20 protein-coding genes and 2 pseudogenes are annotated in these 21519 nt (G+C 60.4%); 18 read left to right on the forward strand and 4 right to left on the reverse strand.

The features are described from left to right. Positions 1-17: 17 nt before the first annotated feature. Both MUN79_RS26085 and MUN79_RS26090 read right to left on the reverse strand, forming a co-directional pair. Positions 18-506: a Crp/Fnr family transcriptional regulator gene (locus tag MUN79_RS26085; RefSeq protein ID WP_244675413.1), complete on the reverse strand. Its 489-nt coding sequence runs from the start codon at positions 504-506 to the stop codon at positions 18-20. 450 nt (positions 507-956) lie between these two features. Then, a complete protein-coding gene (locus MUN79_RS26090; RefSeq protein ID WP_244675414.1) occupies positions 957-1796 on the reverse strand; it encodes a type 1 glutamine amidotransferase domain-containing protein in 840 nt (279 codons plus the stop codon). Between the two features lie 387 nt (positions 1797-2183). On the opposite strand from MUN79_RS26090, the gene MUN79_RS26095 reads away from it, so the two are divergent. From MUN79_RS26095 to MUN79_RS26120, 8 genes are all read left to right on the forward strand, one after another. Then, complete coding sequence (locus MUN79_RS26095; protein WP_244675415.1) at positions 2184-2483, forward strand: putative quinol monooxygenase; 300 nt, start codon at positions 2184-2186, stop codon at positions 2481-2483. A 57-nt stretch (positions 2484-2540) separates the two neighbouring features. Continuing rightward, the gene (locus tag MUN79_RS26100) at positions 2541-3242 is read left to right on the forward strand and encodes an arginase family protein (RefSeq protein WP_262922951.1); all 702 of its coding nucleotides are present in this window, start codon (positions 2541-2543) and stop codon (positions 3240-3242) included. Then, positions 3128-3439, forward strand: a complete 312-nt coding sequence (locus MUN79_RS30450; protein ID WP_262923086.1) for an arginase family protein — start codon at positions 3128-3130, stop codon at positions 3437-3439. The genes MUN79_RS26100 and MUN79_RS30450 overlap by 115 nt, the downstream gene beginning before the upstream one ends. Positions 3440-3562: 123 nt before the next feature. Further along, positions 3563-4042 carry an RDD family protein gene (locus MUN79_RS26105; RefSeq protein ID WP_244675416.1) on the forward strand — a complete coding sequence of 160 codons (480 nt, stop codon included), beginning with the start codon at positions 3563-3565 and terminating at the stop codon, positions 4040-4042. Between the two features lie 171 nt (positions 4043-4213). Next, positions 4214-4390, forward strand: a complete 177-nt coding sequence (locus tag MUN79_RS30455; RefSeq protein WP_262922952.1) for an SDR family NAD(P)-dependent oxidoreductase — start codon at positions 4214-4216, stop codon at positions 4388-4390. Next, entirely contained in the window at positions 4387-4944 is a 558-nt protein-coding gene (locus MUN79_RS26110; protein ID WP_262922953.1) for an SDR family NAD(P)-dependent oxidoreductase, read from the forward strand. Before MUN79_RS30455 ends, MUN79_RS26110 begins: the two co-directional genes overlap by 4 nt. 235 nt (positions 4945-5179) lie before the next feature. Next, positions 5180-6064 carry a DUF4394 domain-containing protein gene (locus MUN79_RS26115; RefSeq protein ID WP_244675417.1) on the forward strand — a complete coding sequence of 295 codons (885 nt, stop codon included), beginning with the start codon at positions 5180-5182 and terminating at the stop codon, positions 6062-6064. Between the two features lie 8 nt (positions 6065-6072). Then, positions 6073-7182, forward strand: a complete 1110-nt coding sequence (locus MUN79_RS26120) for a DUF4394 domain-containing protein (protein ID WP_244675418.1) — start codon at positions 6073-6075, stop codon at positions 7180-7182. A 118-nt stretch (positions 7183-7300) separates the two neighbouring features. On the opposite strand, the gene MUN79_RS26125 is transcribed toward MUN79_RS26120, so the two are convergent. Then, entirely contained in the window at positions 7301-8026 is a 726-nt protein-coding gene (locus tag MUN79_RS26125) for an RDD family protein (protein WP_244675419.1), read from the reverse strand. A gap of 252 nt (positions 8027-8278) precedes the next feature. Here MUN79_RS26125 and MUN79_RS26130 point away from each other — a divergent pair, with 252 nt between their 5' ends. From MUN79_RS26130 to MUN79_RS26155, 6 genes and pseudogenes are all read left to right on the forward strand, one after another. Next, entirely contained in the window at positions 8279-9229 is a 951-nt protein-coding gene (locus tag MUN79_RS26130) for a stage II sporulation protein M (protein WP_244675420.1), read from the forward strand. Between the two features lie 13 nt (positions 9230-9242). After that, positions 9243-10202 (forward strand): hypothetical protein, encoded by a 960-nt coding sequence (locus MUN79_RS26135; RefSeq protein WP_244675421.1) that lies wholly within the window; start codon positions 9243-9245, stop codon positions 10200-10202. Positions 10203-10381: 179 nt separating this feature from the next. Next, positions 10382-11080: a DUF4129 domain-containing protein gene (locus tag MUN79_RS26140; protein WP_244675422.1), complete on the forward strand. Its 699-nt coding sequence runs from the start codon at positions 10382-10384 to the stop codon at positions 11078-11080. A gap of 12 nt (positions 11081-11092) precedes the next feature. Continuing rightward, positions 11093-12499, forward strand: coding sequence for a DUF4350 domain-containing protein (locus MUN79_RS26145; RefSeq protein WP_244675423.1), 1407 nt, complete (start codon positions 11093-11095; stop codon positions 12497-12499). Positions 12500-12805: 306 nt separating this feature from the next. Further along, positions 12806-13697, forward strand: a pseudogene (locus MUN79_RS26150) (AAA family ATPase). Positions 13698-13762: 65 nt separating this feature from the next. Then, complete coding sequence (locus tag MUN79_RS26155; protein ID WP_244678393.1) at positions 13763-15121, forward strand: DUF58 domain-containing protein; 1359 nt, start codon at positions 13763-13765, stop codon at positions 15119-15121. Between the two features lie 12 nt (positions 15122-15133). On the opposite strand, the gene MUN79_RS26160 is transcribed toward MUN79_RS26155, so the two are convergent. Then, positions 15134-16918, reverse strand: coding sequence for a hypothetical protein (locus MUN79_RS26160; RefSeq protein ID WP_244675424.1), 1785 nt, complete (start codon positions 16916-16918; stop codon positions 15134-15136). A 126-nt stretch (positions 16919-17044) separates the two neighbouring features. Here MUN79_RS26160 and MUN79_RS26165 point away from each other — a divergent pair. The 4 genes and pseudogenes from MUN79_RS26165 (at position 17045) to MUN79_RS26180 (ending at position 21496) form a co-directional block, all read left to right on the forward strand. Next, a pseudogene (locus MUN79_RS26165) lies at positions 17045-18663 on the forward strand (beta-N-acetylhexosaminidase). Continuing rightward, positions 18630-19136 carry a hypothetical protein gene (locus MUN79_RS26170; protein ID WP_244675425.1) on the forward strand — a complete coding sequence of 169 codons (507 nt, stop codon included), beginning with the start codon at positions 18630-18632 and terminating at the stop codon, positions 19134-19136. Before MUN79_RS26165 ends, MUN79_RS26170 begins: the two are co-directional and overlap by 34 nt. 366 nt (positions 19137-19502) lie before the next feature. Beyond that, on the forward strand, positions 19503-19877 hold the full coding sequence (locus MUN79_RS26175; protein WP_244675426.1) for a hypothetical protein: 375 nt from the start codon (positions 19503-19505) through the stop codon (positions 19875-19877). Beyond that, positions 19874-21496 (forward strand): tyrosinase family protein, encoded by a 1623-nt coding sequence (locus MUN79_RS26180; RefSeq protein WP_244675427.1) that lies wholly within the window; start codon positions 19874-19876, stop codon positions 21494-21496. Before MUN79_RS26175 ends, MUN79_RS26180 begins: the two co-directional genes overlap by 4 nt. The last annotated feature ends 23 nt before the right edge of the window (positions 21497-21519 follow it).

Consider the following 21519-nt stretch of genomic DNA (forward strand, 5'->3'; position numbering starts at 1 on the left):
CCGCGTGGAGAACCCCATTAACCCCGTTTTTCCAGGCGGCTTAATGTCTCCCGGGACACCCCTAAGTAGTGAGCAAGGGTTTTCTTGGGCAGGCGCTGAAACAGCTCAGGGTACTGGCCCAGTAGCAACTCATACTTCTCTTTAGCCGAATTGCGGAGCAAGGAAAGCACCCGGTTTTGGGCCGCCACATAGCCCCGCAAGGCTTTATTGCCGAAGAATATGTGCATGGCGGGTACCTGCTGACACATATTGTCGCGCTGCTCCACGGGAAGCTCCAGCACGATGCTCGGCTCCAACGCCTGCACGGCCATTCCGGCGCTAGCCTTGTGGGTTAACGCGGGGTAGTCCGACACCCACCAATTCTCGAGGGCAAACTGCACGATGTACTCTTTCCCTTCCGCATCGTAGGCGGAAGTTTTCAAACAACCTTTCACCACTAGGAATTCTGTCGTTACCCGGTGGCCTACCTCGATTAGGTATTCCTGCTTGGCAACGGTTCGTGGCACGAAATGCCTGGCAACTGCCTCAAACTCTTCCTCAGAAAGCGGGACTATTTCCTCGATATGCCGACGCAGAAAAGGGGCGAATTCCATTTGGGTTTATGACGGTGAGTTGCCCCAGCTTATATGGTCAAGTAGAGCCCGCCGGGCGATTCGCGCTTTTAGCGGGCGGCCGCGTGCGTCACCACGAATGCGAGCAGGAAAGCCGTGGACAAGCAAAGAACCGTTGTCAGGCACGCGCAGCCAACGGGTGAAAGGCTAAAGCGAGAAATTAGCCAGACAAATAAAAAGGACTGGGATAGTGGATGCAAGGCTCCTTATAAAGTCTTACGGTGCGATGTGCTCCCGCGCGGACCTGATTGGCAGATCCTGGCTGAGAAGCACACGAAAAGGGCTTATTCGCTCATGTGGTGTACACGAGGGAATAAGCCCTTTCGTCGGAAAACAGGGGTTCTTTTATTTCAGGCCGTCCCGAATAGCTTCTGCTACGGCCTTGGCCGATTGGGGATTTTGACCCGTAATCACGCGTTGGTCACTGGTTACGTGGGTTTGCCACGGGGCCGACTTTTCGTACTGCCCGCCTCGCTCGATGAGCTTGTTTTCCAGCAGGAAAGGCACGACGGTTGTCAGCTTCACCAGGGCTTCTTCCTCGTTGCTGAAGCCGTTTATCTTTTTGCCAGCAACCAGATAGGAGCCGTCGCTTAGCTTGATGTTTACCAGCCCCGCGGGCCCGTGGCACACGGCGGCTACCAGGCCGTTGCGCTGATAAATAGCGGCGGCAATGCTGGCAATGGCGGCATTATCGGGCAGGTCCCACATGGCGCCGTGCCCGCCGGCGTAGTAGATGGCCGCATACTCCTCCGGCCGAACCTCGGCGGGCTTCAGGCTGTGCGAAATCTTCTGGTGGTACTGCTTATTTTCCCAAAACTCCTTGTTCTCAGGATCCGTCAGGTCAAAGCCATCTACCGGCGGGTTGCCGCCTTTGGGGCTTACAAAATCAATTTCGTAGCCGGCCGCGGTTAACACTTTCCAGGCGTGGGAGACTTCGCTCAGGTAGTATCCGGTTTTCTCGCCGGTGCTACCTTTCGTATCGTGGCTCGTCACCACGAATAAAATTTTCTTTTTCATCGTTGATCGGTTTTGCTTTTGGGCCTGGGCCGTGAGGCTGCCAATCAGCAGCAGCAGGGCCCCAGGATGGTGGCGAGCTTGTGGGTGTGCATGTGCGTGGGTTTCGTTTTCGTGGGTAGATTGCAAGCCGCTGCCATCGTCTTGCTGAAGCAGGATCATGGGCGCCATCTTGACCCGATTTTCAGCAGGAGTTTCCCGAACAGAAAGCTGGCTGGCACGTGGTGAAATCTACTAGACAAAGGTCCGGCGGAAGGCGGCGGCAGAACGGTGACCTAGGTCACAAGTTTTGGGTGCGGAACGCTGCCTTGCCCCAATATCCTGGCAGCCTTCCAGGAAGCAGCCGCGTAACTTAGTAAGCCTGGTTGTCGGCTGGCCGGCTTTGTCCCCGTACTTCCGGCAGGCTTCAGAGCAGAATTACCGTCCTGATTTGGGTTTCACCCTATTGATTTTTCCCATGAAATTTTCCTCCGTATTACCAAAACTGGCTCTAGGCTTTGGGTTGGTTTTGGCCATAGTCAGCTGGCGCCCCCATGCGCAGGGCAGAAGCCCCAAAAGGTGCGCCTCTCCCGAATCGTGGTGGATTCGACCCAGCTCACCCGTTACAAGGCCTTGCTGAAGGAAGAAATTGAAGCTTCCATCAGCAAAGAGCCGGGGGTATTGACCTTGTATGCGGTGTTCGAGCGAAAAAGGCCTAATCACCTGACCATTCTTGAGATGTATGCCACCGAGGCCGCCTACCAGGCGCACATCAAGACCCCGCATTTCCTGAAGTACAAGCAGGGTACCCTGCCCATGGTGCAGGAGCTGGAACTGCTTGATACCGACCCCCTGATTCCAGAACTAAAAATCAAGTAGCGTACTGCCTGGGCATGCGTCTTCTATTCGAGCAGTTCTTACTCAATTCTCTGTCCCATGCCCACTGTGCACCTTATTGAAGCGCCCAGCAACCTGGGCTTGAAGGAGCTTACCCCTGGCACGGCCCCCGCCGTAGACCAGCTGCCGGCCTGGCTGAAGCAGTGGGGCTTCCACGCAGCCTTGCAGCCCCAGCTCGTGCGCACCGTGCCGGCCCCACCCTACACCGGGCAGTTGGATCCGGAATCCGGGGTGCGCAATGCCGACGCCATTGCCCAGTACTCGCAGCAGCTGGCCGCGTGCCTTGCGGAACTGGTGCGGCCCGGAGCCTTTACGGTGGTCGTGGGTGGCGACTGCAGCATTCTGCTGGGCACTATGCTGGGCCTAAAAGCGGTGGGCACTTACGGCTTGTTTTTTCTGGACGGGCACACCGATTATGCCTGGCCGGGCTTGTCGGCCACGGGCGGCGCGGCCGGCATGGACCTGGCCCTGGTAACGGGGCGGGGCCCCACAAAGCTTACCACTTTGGGCGGGCAGCACCCCTACGTGCGCCCCGAACACGCCTGGAGCGTCGGCAACCGGGATATGGACCCAGACTACGTGGCGGCCATAACCGCCTCCCCATTCGGTACCTGGACCTGGTGGAGCTGCGCCGCCGGGGACTTCGGGCAAGTGCTGAGGCTTTCCTGGAGTATGCCGCCGACCAGAAGCTGGATGGCTTCTGGATTCATCTTGATGTGGACGTGCTCGATAATGCCCTGATGCCCGCCGTGGATTCGCCCCAGCCCGGCGGCCTGAGCTACGCCGAGCTGGCCGAGCTGCTGCTGCCGCTGCTACAATCCCCGCTGGCAGCAGGACTCGACATCACGATTCTGGACCCCACGCTGGACCCCGACGGCAAAATTACCCGGAACTTTGTGGCGGGTCTGCAGCCCCTTATTGCCGGGCTCACTGCGTAAGGGGGTTGTACCTTCCCTGGCTCAGATTTACTTCCTTCCGGCCAGAGGAAGGAACTGCTTTTATCAGGCAAAAGACAAAGCAATTTATCCGCATCTTGTAGGCTCAACTTATGCTGCCGCACTATGCAACAATATTACGCTGACCAGGATTACCCGGATGAACGTGTCGAAAATCCGTCCGTCTTTGCCGATCTGCTCAACTCGCCCCTGGCCCTGACGGAGGCCACCTCGGGCCAGCGCTTCGCCAATAACCTGATAGATCTTGTTACCTTCTACTTAAGCTTCTCCATCGTAAGTTTTTTTCTGCTCTCCTTTAGACTGGCGGGTTTTATTTTCAAGATGGGTAATGCGGGATTTTGTGCGTTTACCCTCTTGCTTTTAGCGGTGTATTACTTCTCTTTGGAGCTAACTACGGGCCGAACCATGGGCAAGCTCATTACCCGTACCCGGGTGGTAATGGAAGACGGCTCCAAGCCCAAGCCCAACGACATTCTGAAGCGGACTCTGTGCCGGATGATTCCCTTAGAGGCCTTTACCTTTCTGGGAACCAGTCCTGGCCTGCACGACCGGCTATCCAAGACCCGGGTAGTGCAGCTGGACTAAGGCCGGGCTTTTTATTCTTTTGACGAAAAAGCCGGTCGGGAACGTTCCCGACCGGCTTTTTCGCGGCGGCCGGGCAGAAGTAGTCCCAAACCGGCTTTTATTTACCTAAACTTCCGGCGGCAAACCCGCTTTTGCCCCTTTCCGATTGTGTAATAACTAAGCTCTCCACCCATGAAATCTGTGCTTATTACCGGGGCCAACCGCGGCCTGGGCCTCGAACTCACCCGCCAGTACCTGGAGCGCGGCGACCAGGTGTTTGCCGCCTCCCGCCAGCCCGAAGGTGCCACCGACTTGCAGGCCCTCAGTCAGCAATACCCCGGCCAGCTCGTGACCCTGCCCTGGATGTGACCCGGGCCGAGTCATTGGCCGCCGCCTACGAGCAGGTAGCCGCCGCCACCGACCACCTCGATATCCTGATCAACAACGCCGGAATTCTGCCGGGCCACCCGGGCTCAGGCATTGAAGACACCCAGGAAACCCAGAAGCTGGGCCAGCTGCGCTACGACGACGCCATGCAGGTATTCGGCACCAACGCCGTGGGGCCGCTGCTGGTAACCCAGCAGTTTCTGCCCCTGCTCAAGGCTGGCCACAAAAGCCGGGTGGTCAGCTTGTCGTCGGGCCTGGGCTCCCTGGAGCTGAAGGCCTCGGGCAGCCACTACCACTACAGCGCCAGCAAGGCCGCCATGAACATGTACATGCGCACCCTGGCGGCCGAAGCGGGGCACTACGGCATCATTTCCATTATGGTAGACCCAGGTTGGATGCGGACCGACATGGGTGGCACCGGCGCGGCCCTACCCGCCGCCGACTCGGCCCGGGGCATCATCCGCCTCACCGACCAGCTCCACGCCGAGGAAAACGGCAGCTTTGTAACCTGGCAGGGCAAACCCGTGGCCTGGTAGGCTGTCCTGGTCCGTCAATTCCTCTTCGCAAAGGCAGCCTCTTCCCGGGGCTGCCTTTGCTGCTTTAAGCTCTCTCGTTAAGCCTAAGCAGCCAGCGGGGCCGCAAAAAAGCCGGGTGCAGATTAAAAATGGGTTAAATGCAATCCAAAGCCGTCGGTATACCCGTAGAGTCGTATCAAGTAGCTCAGGGCGCGCCCGCAGCCGTCTTATTCTTAACACCCCATTCCTGTTTATCATGAAACGAACCGTTACTAACCCACTACGTGCTTTTGGCAAAGCTTTTCTCGGCCTGACGGCCCTGGGCCTCACGGCTGCCATCAACCCCGCTTCGGCCCAAACTGCCTACGGACTTACCGTTAGCCAGCTCAATGGCTACAGCCTGGCGACCTTCCAGGTAACGGCCCCGGGCACGTTTACCTCTTCCGTGCCGATTACCGGCCTGGGCGCCGACCAGGACCTGGTGGGCATTGACACGCGCCCGGCTACGGGTCAGATTTTCGCGCTGGGGTACAACGACGCAGCTGCGACCAACAACGCCCAGCTTTACATCCTCGCCCCTACGGGCGCTCTTACGCCCGTGGGCGGCCTGATTACCCTGGCCCTGGGCACTAACACCGCCCGCATCGGCTTCGACTTCAACCCCACCGTGGACCGCATCCGGGTGACGGCCGCTAACCGGGCCAACTACCGCCTCAACCCCGTGACAGGCGGTATTGCTGCCACCGACGGCTCATTGGCCTACTCCACTACCGATGCCAACGCCAGCCAGACGCCCGGAGTGGGCTCGTCGGCTTATACCAACTCGTATATTGGCGCTACGGGCACCACGCTCTACAACCTCGACGATTCCTTTAACCGCTTGGTGCGCCAGGACCCGCCTAACAACGGCACCCTCAACACGGTCGGAGAATTAGGGGTACCTATCAACACCGCTTTTCAGGTTTCGGACCTCGACATCTACTTCAATCCGGCCAACGGGCAGAACGTGGCCTACATGTCGGTTTCGACCATCACGCCCAACACCTTGCTGGCTACCAACCAGCTCTTCACCGTGAATCTGACGACTGGCGCCGCTACGGCCGCCGGGACGCTGGGGGCAATAACGCCTTCAGCTTCGTAGATCTGGCATTGGCCATCAGCCGGCCCGCCACGCTGCCCGCCATTACGGGCCAGCTGGTATACGCCCTGGCTGGTACCAACCTGGTTACCTTCGACTCGGCCCAGCCCGGCCTGATTCGTACTGCTACGGGCATTACCGGCGTAGACGCCAGCCAGACACTGGTGGGCCTCGACGTACGGCCGCTGAATAACGCCCTCTACGCACTGGGCTACAACGCCACGGCCCAGACGGCTCAGCTGTACACCATCAACGGCACGACCGGCGTGGCTACCCCAACCAGCGGCGTCTTTGCCCTGGCTTTGGGTACGGGCAGCATCGGCTTCGACTTCAACCCTACCGTGGACCGGATTCGGGTAGTGGGCGCCAACCGCAATAACTTCCGCCTCAACCCCGTAACCGGGACGCTGGCCGCTACCGATGGTCCGGTCGCTTACACCACGGGCACCAACACGCCTACCATCGGGGCCGTGGCCTATACCAACAGCTTCACGGGTGCCAGCTCCACCACCGGTACCACGCTCTACAACTACGACGAGGCCCTGAACCTGCTCAACACCCAGAGCACGGCCAACCCGCCCGCCGACGGGCAGCTGACCACTGTGGGCAGCTCCGGCATCGTGGCCAACACCAACCCGGCCAACGTGGACCTGGATATCTACAGCACGGGCGTGGGCATTAATTCGGCCTACATGGTGGCTACTACCGGCACTTCGGCCAATAGCAACTTCTACACCGTGAACCTGACCACCGGCGCTGCTACTGCCGTGGGCGCTATCGGCAACGGCATCACCGTCCGCGACATTGCCGTGGCCGCCGCTACCGGCGTTACCACCGGTACCCGCGACCGGGAAGAGGTAGCCGGTTTGGGCCTGTACCCCAACCCCGTAACGGCCGAAACCCGCGTCGCCTTCACTTTGGCCTCCGCGGCGCAGGTTACGTTGGTTGTAACCGATGCCCTGGGCCGTCAGGTCGACCGGATTGAAGCCGGCCGCCTGGGCGCTGGCACACAGGCTGTGCGCTGGAACAATACCTCGGACCTGCGGCAGGGCGTGTACTTCTTCCAGCTCCTGCTCGACGGCAAGTCGGCCGGCACCCAGCGCGGGGTACTGCTGAACTAAGCCTAACCACTTCGGCTGACTAAAGCCGCCAATAAAAAAGCCCATCTGCTGCTAGCGGATGGGCTTTTTGTTGAGTCATACAGGTCTTGTCCGGTGGACCGGTCAGCGTCAGCGCATCTTAGCTGCCCTCGGCGGCCAGGTGGGCATGGTCGCGCAGAATGGTGCGCAGGAAGGCCTCATCGTTCAAATCAGTCTGCACGCCAGTCACTTCCTTTACGCGGTTGGCCACTTCATTGATAAACACATAATTGTCCCGCTCCAGGCCTTTGGCCAGCAGCTGGCGGATGGTAGCCACATCGTGGTCGGCCAGCAGGGCAGCCTGGGGAAATACTACCACGTAGTTAGCGTCGGTCAGGGCCGGGGCCAGCAAGCTACCGGCATCCTGGCGCGGGCGGGTACTCACCACGCAGGTACCGGCGGCCAGGTCACCGATGCGCTGGCCTTTGCCATTAGTCAGAATAACAATTACCGCAATCAGGCCGCTCATAAAGCCCATATCCACGATGCGCAGCACCCAGCGCAGCAGGTAGTCGCCGATGCGGGGCGGGGTACCATCCAGGCGGATTACTTTGATATGGCGCGCTTTCTTACCCAGGCTCTGCCCATTAAACAGAACTTCGCAGGCGAGGTGGTAAAAGATGAAGGGCAAACCTACCACCAAGGCCACCGCCGCCGCCATACCGGCTTCCTTGATGCCCAGGGCCGTGAACAGCAGCACCCAGGCCACGCCCCAGCCGATGAGAATCAGGGTGTCGATAATGTTGGCCACGATACGCTCCCCAACGCTGGCCACCTCATATTCGAGCGTAACGTTCTGGGTAGTCTGGACGCGAATAGTACTCATAATAAGGCAACAGGTGAGAATAGGAACCGAAGATAGTAAAGCCCGAAGGCCGACCAAGGACGCAATTTAGTCCTTATGTAAAGGTAATCGGGTCGAAAAATTTACCAATCTTCGCACATCCAGCCCCAGCTTCTGCGGCTACCGGGCTGGCCTTATTTGATACGAGGGTCGGCAGCCCAGCCGGCGGCTCTTTCTTTTCAGCTGCCTGGCGCTACGGTTTAGTTCGGCTTTTCCAGTTATCAACCTACTTATATGCGTGAGGCGGTATTTCTTCGGCAAAATGAGGCCAAGTGGCGGCGCTACGAAAATGAGCTACCCGCCGGCCCCGACGAGCTGGCGGCCCGCTTTATCGAGCTGACCGACGATCTGGCCTACGCCCAGACGTTTTACCCCGCCTCGACCACCACGCGCTACCTCAACGACCTGACGGCGCGCCTGCACCAGAAGCTCTACCAGAACAAGAGCGAAAACACCACGCGCTTCGGGCACTTCTGGCAACAGGAGCTGCCCTTGCTGGTGGCCCGGCACCACCGCGCCATGGCCTGGTCCCTGGTCCTCTTCACAGTTTTCACTCTGCTGGGTGTACTCTCGGCGGCCTACGATGACACCTTTGTGCGCGTGGTACTGGGCGACGAATATGTGAACCGTACCATCGAGAACATCGAGCGGGGCGACCCAATGGCCGTCTACAAAGGCATGAGCGAGGCGCCCATGTTTCTCTACATCACCATGAACAACATCTACGTGGCCCTGACGGCCTACGCCCTAGGCGCTACGCTGGGACTGGGCACGGTGTGGGCCTTGTTTCAAAACGGGGTAATGCTGGGCGCTTTTCAGTATTTCTTCTACCAGAAAGGCGTGCTGCTCCCGTCCCTGCTCACCATCTGGATACACGGCACGCTGGAAATATCGGCCGTGGTGCTGGCCGGCGGGGCCGGGCTGGTCATGGCGCGCAGCCTGCTGTTTCCCGGCACCTTTTCCCGGGCCGACTCCTTCCGGCAGGGTGCCCGCGACGGGCTGAAGCTGGCCCTGGGCCTGGTCCCGATTTTCATTACGGCCGGTTTTCTGGAAGGCTTCGTCACGCGTCACACCGAAATGCCCATGCTGCTAAGCTTGCTCATTATTGGCAGCTCGGCCGCCTTCATCATCTGGTACTTTATTCTGTATCCGCGGCAGCTGGCCCGCCGGGCGGCCACTTCCTGAGCTTTCTTCCCTTATGAAATCGACTTTTACCACCGCGGCGGATTTTCGGCAGGAGCGGGATTTTGGCAATAAAATAGCGGCCACGTTTGAGTTTATTACCGCGCACTGGCGCCCCTTGGGCAAGTGCCTGGTGTACTTCGTGCTGCCCGCCGCGCTGATCATGGGGGCCGGCATGGGTATCCTGACCAACACGGCGTTCAATGGGATTGGCAGCAGTAATTCAGGCAACACACCCCAGTTCAGTAATGGCGCTTTTTTCTCCGGAGCTGGTTTGACGATGCTTGGCGCTTTGGTGGCCGGCACGCTGCTGATGGGTACGGTGTATGGCTACCTGCGCATCCTGCTCACCACGGAAACCGTGCCTACGCCCGCGCTAGTGTGGCAGGTCATCAAGAGCCGGATAGGCCGCATGTTCGGGGCGTTTGCCCTATTGCTCGGCATTTACATGCTGGTGAGCATCGCCTTGGTAGCCTTGATGGCCATTACCTCCTTTTTTGGGGTGCTCTTCCTGATTATTTTCCCGGCCTTCGTTTACGTCATGGTGCCGCTGACGCTGTTTTTCCCCATTCTGTGGCTCGAAGAAGACAACCTGTGGCAGAGTCTGCGGCGCAGCTTCTACCTGGTGCAGGGCAAGTGGTGGTCGACGGCTGGGCTGCTGGTGGTGACGGGAATGATTCAGGGTATGCTGTGCATCGTGTTTATGCTGCCGCAGTATGCTGTTTTGCTCGGCAAGATTTTAAAAATCCCCGGGCTGGATTCCGATGTACTGGGCATTCTGACGCAGTGCCTGTACGCGCTGGGCATCATGTTTACCTACGCCATTCCGCTGATGGCCAGCAGCTTTCAGTATTTCAACCTGGTGGAGCGCAAGGAAGGCCTGGGGCTACGTTCCCTGATTGGCACTATTGGTCAGGGCTCGGCACCCCTGGCCTACAACCAGGCATACCGCCCCGATGAAGAAGGTGAGTACTAATTCCTGTCTTCCGGGCGCTTCTGCCTTATCTTTCGCCCTTGTGGGCCAGCTTCGGGCCCGGCCCACCGGCTCGATTCCGTTCTATATTCAGCTTCCTTGGTAGTGCTCTTGCGAATTCGGCGGCGTTTTTTCGGTGGGAGTTTGCTCCTGCTGTTGCTACTTCTGGCCGGCACGGCCGGTTGGGCCCAGAAGCCGGCCGGCAAGCCGGAAATTACCGTGCACCCCTTGCCCGCCGACCGCAGCACAGTGGTTCCGCTGCGTCGCCCGGCCCCGAACGGCTGCGGGAGCTGCGCGAGCAGCGCGACTTTCAGTACGTGGAAGTAAAAAGCGAGCAAAGCAGTTGGGACCTGTTCTGGGCCCGGGTTATGCACTGGCTCAGCGGGGTGCTCTCGACGCGCGGTGGCAAAATCGTGTGGGAGTACGGCATTTATGCCCTGCTGGTGGTGGCTTTGGTTTTTGTGGTGCTCAAGCTGATGCAGGTAGATCTGACCCGCGCTTTCGGGCGGGCTCCGCGCACTATGCCCATGCCCTATGATACGACCACGGAAGATATCCACGGGCTTGACTTTGACGCCTTGCTGACCGAAGCCGAGGCTGTCGGCAACTACCGTCTGGCCGTGCGCCTGGGCTATTTATTTGTGCTCAAGCAGCTCACCGACCAGGGCCTGATTCAGTGGCAGCCCGACAAAACCAACCACGACTACTTGCAGGAGCTGAAAGCCGGTCAGCTGCGGCCAGCCTTCCGGGAGCTTACCCAGCAATTTGAATACGTGTGGTACGGCGAGCAGCAGGATTTGCCCTTAAGCCACTACACGCTGGCCCGCGACGTACGCGTGGCCTTCCAGCGTCAGCTGTCCACCGTGCCCCACGCCGCCTAGCATCATTGCCCCATGACGACTTTCCGTTGGTATCTGCTGGGTCTGGCCATTCTGTTTGGAGCCTACATAGCCGTGGAGTATCACCGCCCCAAGCCCCTGGACTGGCGGCCCACATACCAGAACAAAGACAAGATTCCCTACGGCACCTACGTGCTTTACCAAATGCTGCCCGAAGTAATGGGTGTACCGGCCCGCCAGGTAAAGCCCATTCGGCTGCCGATTTACAGTCAGCTCGAAGGCGAGGACGAAGGGACGCCTACTGCCGACGGGGAAGTGTATCTGGAGGACGAAATGGTTGCCGACACAGATAGCGCTGCTGTTGCTACCACCGATTCTGTAGCCTCGGTGCGCGAGGAGCCCGCGGCCACGCCAGAAACGGCAGAAGAGGAAAGTGACTACGCTCAGGGGCTGGCCGAATCAGACTTCCCCAAGGCAACCTACCTGTTTGTTAACGACAACTTCAACCTGAGCCCGACCGATAGCCGCGCCCTGCTCCGGCACGTGTACCGCGGCAACGACGTATTTATTGCCGCCGAGCAGTTCGATACCAGGTTTGCCGACACCCTGGGGTTCCGTACGGCCCCGTTTCTGGGCAAGCCCCGCCTGCGCAACAATACCCCCAAAGGCCTGCTCAACGACTCCGTCGAGCTGTTTCTGACCAACCCCACACTAGCCCGCGCGGCAGGCCGCTCCTACCGTTTTCCCCACCTAGGCGCCTCCTACCGGATTCTGCCCGACAACGGCCTGCGGGCTACTCAGCTGGCGGCTGATGCGGAAGGCCGGGCCGTACTGGTGCGAATTCCGCACGGCCGGGGCCACGTGTACGTCTGCTCCGTGCCGCTGGCGTTTACCAACTACTTCGTGCTGCAGCCGCCCACCAGCAACCTGGCTTTTGCGGCCCTCTCCTACCTGCCCGCTGGTCGGCCGGTGTGGTGGGATGAGTACCAGAAGCAGGGCCGGCAGGGTGAACAGTCGTTGCTGCGGGTGCTGCTGGCCCACGACGCCCTGCGCCAAGCGTTATACCTAAGCCTAATGGGCGCTTTGCTTTTCGTGCTGTTCGAAGCCCGGCGGCGGCAGCGCGTCATCCCGATTCTAAATCCTCTGTCCAACACCACGCTGCAGTTTACCCGTACCGTGGCCAGCCTCTACCGGCAGGGTGGCAACCACGCCCTGATTGCCGAGAAGAAAATTGGGCTGTTTCTGGAGTTTCTGCGGCAGCGCCTCAACGAGCCAGCCCTTGATTTGAACGATACTGAAGCCAGGGAACGGCTGGCGCAAAAAGCCGGTGTTTCCTTGCCGGCAGTGGAGCAACTGGTGCGCCGCATCAACATGGTGCGCACGGCGCCGCAGGTTTCGGATGCGGAACTGCTGCTGCTTAGTCACGCCTTGCACGAATTTCGCCAAGCCGTCAGCAAATAATTGTACTATCCCTCAAATTATGATTTTACCGTTTTTTCATTATTCCGACACGAGCTTCATTGGCTATAAATCCCTATTTCACGCCAGTATAGCACAGCGTTAATTAAATAATTCTCACTGACATTTTTCCCCTACCGAGTCGCTTCGCGGCCTCTTCCCATGGAAAACACCTCTGACTCTCCCTTTCCGGCCGCTGAGCCATCTGCCCCAGCGGCGGCGCCCGAAGCTCCGGCAGCCTTTGTTCCCCGCACCGACCTAAGCAGCCTGAGCCGCCACGCCGAGGCCATCCGGCGGGAGCTAAGCAAGGTGATTGTGGGTCAGCATGACCTGGCCGAACTGCTGCTGACCGCCGTACTGGCCGACGGGCACGTGCTGCTGGAAGGCGTGCCCGGCGTAGCCAAAACCCTTACGGCTAAGCTGCTGGCCCGCACCCTGGCCGTGTCGTTCAGCCGCCTGCAGTTTACTCCCGACCTGATGCCATCCGATGTGCTGGGCACGGCTGTATTCCTGCCCAATAAGTCGGAATTTGAATTCCGGCCCGGCCCTATCTTCGCCAGCATCGTGCTCATCGACGAAATCAACCGGGCCCCGGCCAAGACCCAATCAGCCCTGTTTGAGGTGATGGAAGAGCGGCAGATAACTCAGGACGGCACGCGCTACGCCATGACCGACCCGTTTGTGGTGCTGGCTACCCAGAACCCGATTGAGCAGGAAGGCACCTACCGCCTGCCCGAGGCCCAGCTCGACCGGTTCCTGTTTAAGCTGAACGTGGGCTACCCCAGCCTAAACGAGGAAGTAGCCATTCTGCAGGGCCACCACGCGGGCCTGGGCAGCACGGCCCCGAGCAGGTGCAGGCCGTGCTGACCGCCGACGACCTGCGCGAACTGCGCCAGCAGGTGCAGCGCCAGCACGTAGAGCCCCAGTTGCTGGAATACATTGCCCGGCTCGTGGGTCAGACGAGGGCCCACAAAAGCCTGTATCTGGGGCTTCGCCGCGGGCTTCCCTGGCTTTGCTCAACGGGGCCAAAGCCCTGGCCGCCCTGCGGGGCCGCGACTTCGTGACGCCGGAAGACGTGCAGTACCTGGCACCCCACGTGTTGCGTCACCGCATTCTGCTCACGCCCGAGCGCGAGATGGAAGGCCAGACGGCCGACGACGTGGTCAAGCAGATAGTACAGCAGATTGAAGTGCCCCGCTAGCCCCGCAGCTTGTTCTAACCACCCGGATTAGCCGTTTTCGCGGTTCCGCCACGCCTGTATTCCGACTGCCCGCTTTGAAATCCCTGTTTCTGACCCTGCGCTTTTTCCTGCTGCTGCTGGCCGTGGTCTTCGGGCTGGTGGTAGCCTTTTTCTGGCCGGCCCTGCTGGTGCCCATGCAGCTGGTGCTGGGCCTGCTGGTGGTGCTGACGCTGGTTGACCTATTGCTGCTGTATGCCCCGGCGCGCACCGGAGCCGGCGGGGTGTTTGGCCGGCGGGTGCTGGGCGACAAGCTGGCCAACGGTAGCGACAATGACGTGGCCATCTACCTGGAAAACACTTACCGCTTCCCGGTCACGACGGAAACCATCGACGAGATTCCGCCCCAGTTTCAGCGCCGCGACGTGTTGTTTCGGGCGACGATACCGGCGGGCCAAACGAGCATCATTCACTACCAGCTGCGGCCGGTGCGGCGGGGCGAGTATCAGTTTGGAGCCCTGAACGTGTTTGTCAAATCCCCGCTGGGGCTGGCGCAGCGGCGCTTCCGCTACGGGCAGGAGCAGGTGGTGCCCGTGTATCCGTCGTTTTTGCAGATGCGCCAGTACGAGCTGCTAGCCATCAGCAACCGACTTACGGAAATCGGGGTGAAACGCATCCGGCGGGTGGGCCACAGCATGGAGTTTGAGCAAATCCGGCCCTACGTGCCTGGCGACGACCCGCGCACCATCAACTGGAAAGCCACAGCCCGCCGCGCCGGTACCGGCACCGATACGCTGGTCGTGAACCACTACCAGGACGAGCGGGCCCAGCAAGTGTACTGCCTCATTGATAAAGGCCGGGTGATGCGCATGCCGTTTGAGGGCTTGAGCCTGCTGGATTATGCCATCAACGCCTCCCTTGTGGTCAGCAACATTGCCCTGCTCAAACACGACAAGGCCGGCCTGCTGACCTTTGCCGACCGGCTAAGCACCGTGGTGCCGGCCGAGCGGCGGGCGGGCCACATGCAGAAGATTCTGGAAGTGCTTTACAAGCAGCGCACCCGCTACCTGGAAACCGACTACCAGCTGCTGTACTCCAACATCAAGTCTAAAATCCGGCAGCGCAGCCTGCTGATTCTGTTTACCAACTTCGAAACCCTCAACGGCCTGCAACGCCAGCTCCCTTACCTGCGGGGCCTGGCCAAAGACCATCTGCTGCTGGTGGTGTTCTTCGAAAACACCGAGCTGCAGCACTACCTCGACCAGCCCGCGACCAGCACGGCCGACGTGTACAACCAGACCATTGCCGAGAGATTTGCCCAGGAGAAGCGCCAGATTGTGCGCGAGCTGCAGCGCTACGGTATTTACAGCCTGCTCACCCCGCCCCAGCAGCTCACCGTCAATACCATCAACCGCTACCTGGAGTTTAAGTCGCGGGGGTTGATTTAGGACGCGCAACTGCTATTCCTCGTCGAAAGCCGTGAGCGTAGCCGAGTCGAGCAGCAGGCCGGTTTTGGTGCCGTAGTACAGGAACACGACCGACACGTTGTCGAAATCATCCTTCGGGGGGCGCATATCGAAGTGCAGCTCCCGCGGCCAGTTGTCTTCCAGGGCGCGCTGCAGGCGTACCGTGCGCTCTTTCACCACCTCCGTACCGCGCCGAAACCGGATGACGTACTGGGTCATGCGGGGCATTTCCCACTCTTTGTAGTTGGCCTTGGCCACGGCCGAGGCCCGCACCCACTCGAAGTCGCCGGGGCGGGCGGGCAGGACGTACTCCGTGCTTTGCGGATGCAGGGAATCCAGGGCCAGGGAGCAGTTGCCTTCCAGGGCCGGAGTGCCGCACAGCCCGAGTTTTTCCTGCTCAAAATCCTGCTTCCACAGCACCCGGACTTTGGCAGGCGTGCCGGTAAACTCCGAGTTGCTGTCCAGCAGCAGGCGGGTTTCGACGGGCACCTCGTAGCGGAACAAGATGCGCCAGAGGTAAGACCGGGTCATGTCGCCGACAAACACCAAGCCCGAGAAAATCAGCCAGACGCTGTAGTAGCAGCCCACCACGGCCACCACCCCGTAAGCCGCCGCCCAGCGGGGCCGGGCCAGCAGCCAGTGCAAGGCCGCCGCCAGCGGCCAGGCCAGCACGGCGTAGCTCTGAATCATGGCCCGGGAACCCAGGGCGCCGCCATAGGTCCACTGCTGCCAGGCAAACGTGACGTAGATAAACAGCACCAGATACACCACCATTGCCCAGAAAGCGTCGGGCTGCTGCCGGCGCAGGGCCGCATAGCCCACCAGGGCCGTGAGCAACATAGGTGAGTACATCAGCCAGCCGCTGCGGAAGCTGAACACTCCTTCCCAGATGTGGGGCTTGAGCCAGTCGAAGCCTTCGTCCACGTAGCTGTAGTAAATCCAGGAGCCGGTGGCGTAGTGCCAGTAAAAGAGCTGAATGCTCACCAGCAAGCCGCCGGCAAGCACGGCTGCCGCCAGCAGGCCCGCGTGGCGGCGCCAGAACGCCAGCCGCTCCTGCCACGCGGCCTGGCTAACCTGCAAGCCCCAGAGCAAGGGCAGCAGCACGGCCAGAATTTCGGTAGGACGCGTCAAAGTCATTATTCCCACTGTAGCGCCTATTCCCAGGGCTTTGCCCAGCGTGGGCCGCCGGTAAAAGCTGGGCGTAAGCAGCAGCAGCACCGCGTACCAGCCCAGCAGCCAGTTGTGGGTCATAGCGCCCTGCCCAGCGCTGTACACCAGGTAATTAGTACCCAGCACCAGAATCAGCAGCGTCAGGGCGGTGGGCCACTCCCCAAACCGCGGCAGCAGCGCCCGGCGCACCAGGGCCAAACTCCCGAAGGCCACCAGCAAGCTGGCTACCAGCAGCGCCCACTGATAGGGCTGCGAATAACCGTCGGCGGGGTAGCCCAGGGGCTGGGCCAGGGCGTGGGCCACCAGAAAAAACGGCAGCTCCTGCAACGCTAGACCGGAAGAATACTTCAGCACGAAGTTGCCCGACACCGAGTCGCGGTGGGCGTGCTCAAACCGGGGCGTGGGCCGGTACTTGGCTATCATCTCGTCCCGGAAGTTGAGCTGCCGCAAGTCGTGGTGAATCAGGGCTGCGGGCAGGTAGAGGTAATAGCCCGCCGTGTCGGAACTGATGATTTCAAGTTTTTCCTTGTGCCACACCCAGGTGTGAAAAGCCGTGCTCAACAAAATACCCACGCACAGAAGCCACGCAAGCCGGGAGGCAGATTTCATACTTGGTATAAGTCCGATGAAGGGGCCGCTGGGCCGATAAAAGCACCAAAATAGCGGATCATAGCCGGTTTCGTGCACTCAGGCCCGGTCGTTGCGTACCTTTAACATTCGCTGCTTTCTTTGCTTATGCTGATTCGTCCCCTTCTGTCCCGGTTTATAGTCGTCGTTTTTCTCTGGTGCCTGAAGGCCTCTCCGCTGGCGGCCCAGGCTCCCCTGGTAACCGATACGCGGGGCCTGCTGCCCGTGCCATCCATGGTGCAGTGGGGCAAAAGCCGCTTTGCGCTGAAAGGCCAGTGGCGGGTGCAGCTGCAAGGACCTAAGGCTGATTCGGCGCTGCGGCCCACACTGACGGAGTTTGGCAACTGGCTGGGTCGGCAAGCCAACAACCAGCGCCTGGCTACCCAGTTCGTGACTTCCGGCGCCGGCGCCGACCTGACCATCTACTACGGCCACCTCGGGCAGCTGTCCGTTCTGGGCGACGACGAAATGTACAGCCTGCGCGTTACGCCCATGGGCATTTCTCTCTCGGCCAACACCCACCTGGGCATTCTGCGCGGCCTGGCTACGCTGCGCCAGCTACTAAGCACGGAGAAAAAGGAACTTGGCTTTACCGAAGTCGATATTGCCGATTCGCCCCGCTTCAAGTGGCGGGGCTTGCTCATTGATGCTGCCCGGCACTTTATGCCCTTGCCCGTGCTCAAGCGCAACCTCGACGGCATGGCCGCCGTGAAACTCAACGTGCTCCACTGGCACCTTTCCGACGACCAGGCCTTTCGGGTCGAAAGCAAAGTGCTGCCCGCCTGCACCAGGTAGGCGGGCAGTTCTACACCCAGGCGCAGGTGCGCGAGGTTATTCAGTACGCGGCCCAGCGCGGCATTCGGGTGATTCCGGAGTTCGACATGCCCGGCCACACTACCAGCTGGATGGCCGCGTATCCGGAGCTGGCTTCCATCGACTCCACTTACGGCCCGGCCCAGACCTGGCGCACGCTCAACATTGCCCTGGACCCCACGAAGGAAACCACCTACCAGCTGATCGACAAGGTACTGGGTGAAATGACGGCGCTGTTTCCCGACCCGTACTTCCACATCGGCGGCGACGAAAACGACGGGCGGCAGTGGCGGCGCAGTCCGCGCATTATGGCCTGGTCGAAGGAAAACGGCTTTCTCAAGGACAACGGGCAGCTCGACAAGCACGCCCTGCAAACGTACTTCAACCGGCGCATTCTGCAGTTTGTAACCAAGTACCAGAAGAAAATGGTGGGCTGGGACGAAATCCTGGGTCCGGGCCTGCCTCAGGATGCCGTTATTCAGAGCTGGCGCGGGCGCAAAGGCCTCTACGACGCCGCCAAGCAGGGCCACGCTGCGCTGCTCTCCAACGGCTACTACCTGGACCTGAACCTGACAGCCGCCAGCCATTACCTCAACGACCCGGTGCCGGCCGATGCGCCCCTCTCAGCCAGCCAGAAAGGCTTGATTCTGGGCGGTGAGGCGACTATGTGGTCGGAGTTTGCCGACAGCGTCATCATCGAAAGCCGCATCTGGCCCCGGGCCGCGGCGGTGGCCGAGCGGCTGTGGTCGGCGGCCTACGTGCGCGACGTGTCCGATATGTACCGCCGCCTGGGCGTGATTTCGGCCGAGCTCGAAACCCTGGGGCTGCGGCACCGCAAGGCCCCGGAGCAGCTGTTGGCGCAACTGGCCGGGGCCGCGACGTGGCCGCGCTGCGCACGTTGGCCGGGGTACTAGAGCCCGTAAAAGAGTACAAGCGCCATTTCCAGGGCTTCACCTATACGCCCACTACCCCACTCACTCGCCTGGTAGACGCGGCCCCGGCCGAGTCGGAAGCGGCGCGGCAGTTTGGGGTGGCCGTGGAAGGGCTGAATCAGTATCTGGAGCTGGCCCCGGCCGCCGAGCGGTTTAAGGGCGCCAGCTCTAAGGCCCTGCTGTCATTCCTGAACTCCCAGCTCCGCACCTGGGAAAGCAATGACCAGAAACTCCAGCCGCTGCTGCTGAAAGGCTCCAGCTTGTGGGAATATGCCCCGCTTTCAACCCAGCTGCGGCTGCTCTCGGCCCTGGGCCTGGAGCGTCTGCAGATGCTGGAAAAAGGCCAGAAGCCCTCCGCCGCCTGGCAGGCCACGGCCCTTAAGCAGCTGGACGCGGCCAAGGCCCCGCGGGTCAGGCTGAGCTGGCCGTGGTCAACCACCTGCGCAAGCTCCTGACGCTGTAAGGCCGGGAAATAACCCGCCGTAGCTAAGCTTCTTACTGCAAGAAAACAGCCGCTCCTGGCAGCCAGAATCATGGTTGTCAGGAGCGGCTTTTCTGTGTGCGCCTCAGTCTTCAGCTGGCCGAAGAAGCCCTGGACAAACCTCAACCAAGTATTAATACGCGGTTCTGAAAACGGGCTTTTCTACGTGCAGAGCGGCTTTGGGCAAGCTCTACATTTGCTCTGCTTCGATCAACAAGTCAGGCACTTGACCAGCATGCAAACCGCTACTCTACCAAATTCCTGCTCCTGTGGCTGCGCGCAGCCCGCCCCGCCGGCCCCTGCGAGCAAAGCCCGCGTCACGGCCAGCCACTTACTCAAGGTGGTTCCCCCTGCCCTGGTCAGCATCGGCATTGCCTTCTTCCCCAAATGCCCGCTTTGCTGGGCGGCTTACATGAGCGTGCTGGGCAGCATCGGCATTACCTGGCTGCCCTCCTACCAGCCCTGGATGCTACCCGGCCTGGTCGGACTGCTGCTGATTCACTTATACCTGCTTTTTCGGCAGCTGGCCGCGCAGCGGTATGCGGCTTTTGCCTGCAGTATAGTGGGCGCGGGCTGTATTCTGCTGGCCCGCACCGGCCTGGGCCTGAGCTCGTGGCTGGCGTTGGCCGGCATTGCCGCCCTGGTTGCGGGCTCCCTGCTCAACACATTCTCCTTTACCACCTTATCACGCATTAAATCTAACGTTTCCGCATGAATTCTCCCTCCGCTATCCGCACCCGCTACTCCGTAACCGAACTGCAAAAAGAGTACGACGCCGGTAATACCAAGCCCCTCGACGACCTAATCCGGGCCTGGGCCGGTATCAAGACCTTGCCTGCCGATGATCTTAAGTCGTTTTTCAATCTGGGTGGCTACCACGGGGAGCCTTTCCGGGGCGAAGGCGCTACCAACGGAGCCTATTGGGGCGGCTACTGCAACCACGGCAACGTGCTGTTTCCGACCTGGCACCGGGTGTATTGCCTGAAAATTGAGGAGGCGCTGCGCAGCATTCCCGGCTGCGAAGACGTGACGCTGCCGTATTGGGACGAAACCGACAGCTACACCCTGAGCACCGGCATTCCGAAGGTACTCACGGCCGAAACCTACCCGCTGGACGGAGTTGTGATTCCGAACCCGCTGCGGTCCTTCACGCTGCCGGTGGCCATCGTCGATGCTGTGCAAACGGATAATCAGAACAACCCCGACGACCCAAATTACTCGAAGCCCATCGGTTACCAAACGGTGCGCTACCCGCTGTCGGGCCTCGTAGGAACGCCTCAGGACCAGGCCGCTACCACCGCCCATAACGCGCAGTATCCCGATACGGAGAAGAACATTGGCTTGCTTGATTCCAACGTCGTGCAGTGGATGAAGCACACCTTCTACAATGGCACTGACAACCCGATTGGAATTTTGGCGGAGTTTCAGCAGTGCCTGCAGGCGCCCAACTACACGGTGTTTTCCAACACAACTTCGGCCCAGGAATGGAACAAGGATAAGCCCGCCGCCGAGCAGGTGATGCCACTGGAGCAGCCCCACAACGATATTCACCTGGCCGTGGGCGGGTTCGACGTACCAGGCACCGACTTGTCACTGATTCAGGATGCCAACGGCGACATGGGCGAAAACGACACCGCTGCCCTGGACCCCATCTTCTACTTTCACCACTGCAACATCGACCGGGTTTTCTGGCTGTGGCAGCAGCAGCACCAAGCCACCGACCAGCTCGAAATTATTGCCTCGTACCCCGGCACGAGTTCCTCGGATGCGCAGGGTCCCACCCCAGGCATTGCTCCCGACACCCAGCTGACTCTGGATACCGCTCTGAACCCATTCAAGCACGGCCTCGACAACGACGGACCGCTCTACACCTCGCACGACTGTATCAATATCGAAACCCAGTTGGGCTACACGTATACGGTCGGCTCTTTGGCTGAGGTGCCGGTTACGGCGCAAGCTACTCCGGCCGTAGCGGCCCCAGCCCCCGACGCCAAAGTGCTGCACGTTTCCCAGGTCAACAAGGCGCCCATCAAGGGCTCCTTTATCATCGCGGCTTTTGCGGAAAAGGACGGAAAGAAAGAGCTTATCGGTTACAAATCCGTGCTGAGCCGCTGGGACTCGGGCTCCTGCATCAATTGCCAGACCCACTTGGAAGTAAAGGCTGCTTTCCCGCTCACCACGCTGCGTGAAGAAGAGAAAACCCTGGACAACATCACCGTGGAGCTGATTACCCGCGCCGGCAGCCGGCCAGTGGCTGCCCGGGCTGAGGTCAACCCTTCCCAGGCCAAGACCGTGCAGGCCGTGAAGAGCAAGATGCAGGTGGAAATCCGCTAGATGCGCCGACGCCAGCCCGCAGC

Origin of the sequence: Hymenobacter cellulosilyticus (genome assembly GCF_022919215.1) — a bacterium.
Lineage (GTDB): Bacteria > Bacteroidota > Bacteroidia > Cytophagales > Hymenobacteraceae > Hymenobacter > Hymenobacter cellulosilyticus.

Excerpts from the sequence above, each read along its gene's own strand:
- MUN79_RS26100 (WP_262922951.1), top strand. The coding sequence starts at position 2,541 with ATGCCCACTGTGCACCTTATTGAAGCGCCCAGCAACCTGGGCTTGAAG.
- MUN79_RS26130 (WP_244675420.1), top strand. The coding sequence starts at position 8,279 with ATGCGTGAGGCGGTATTTCTTCGGCAAAATGAGGCCAAGTGGCGGCGC.
- MUN79_RS26135 (WP_244675421.1), top strand. The coding sequence starts at position 9,243 with ATGAAATCGACTTTTACCACCGCGGCGGATTTTCGGCAGGAGCGGGAT.
- MUN79_RS26090 (WP_244675414.1), bottom strand. The coding sequence starts at position 1,796 with ATGGCGCCCATGATCCTGCTTCAGCAAGACGATGGCAGCGGCTTGCAA.
- MUN79_RS26160 (WP_244675424.1), bottom strand. The coding sequence starts at position 16,918 with ATGAAATCTGCCTCCCGGCTTGCGTGGCTTCTGTGCGTGGGTATTTTG.
- MUN79_RS30455 (WP_262922952.1), top strand. The coding sequence starts at position 4,214 with ATGAAATCTGTGCTTATTACCGGGGCCAACCGCGGCCTGGGCCTCGAA.
- MUN79_RS26180 (WP_244675427.1), top strand. The coding sequence starts at position 19,874 with ATGAATTCTCCCTCCGCTATCCGCACCCGCTACTCCGTAACCGAACTG.
- MUN79_RS26145 (WP_244675423.1), top strand. The coding sequence starts at position 11,093 with ATGACGACTTTCCGTTGGTATCTGCTGGGTCTGGCCATTCTGTTTGGA.
- MUN79_RS26105 (WP_244675416.1), top strand. The coding sequence starts at position 3,563 with ATGCAACAATATTACGCTGACCAGGATTACCCGGATGAACGTGTCGAA.
- MUN79_RS26125 (WP_244675419.1), bottom strand. The coding sequence starts at position 8,026 with ATGAGTACTATTCGCGTCCAGACTACCCAGAACGTTACGCTCGAATAT.
- MUN79_RS26115 (WP_244675417.1), top strand. The coding sequence starts at position 5,180 with ATGAAACGAACCGTTACTAACCCACTACGTGCTTTTGGCAAAGCTTTT.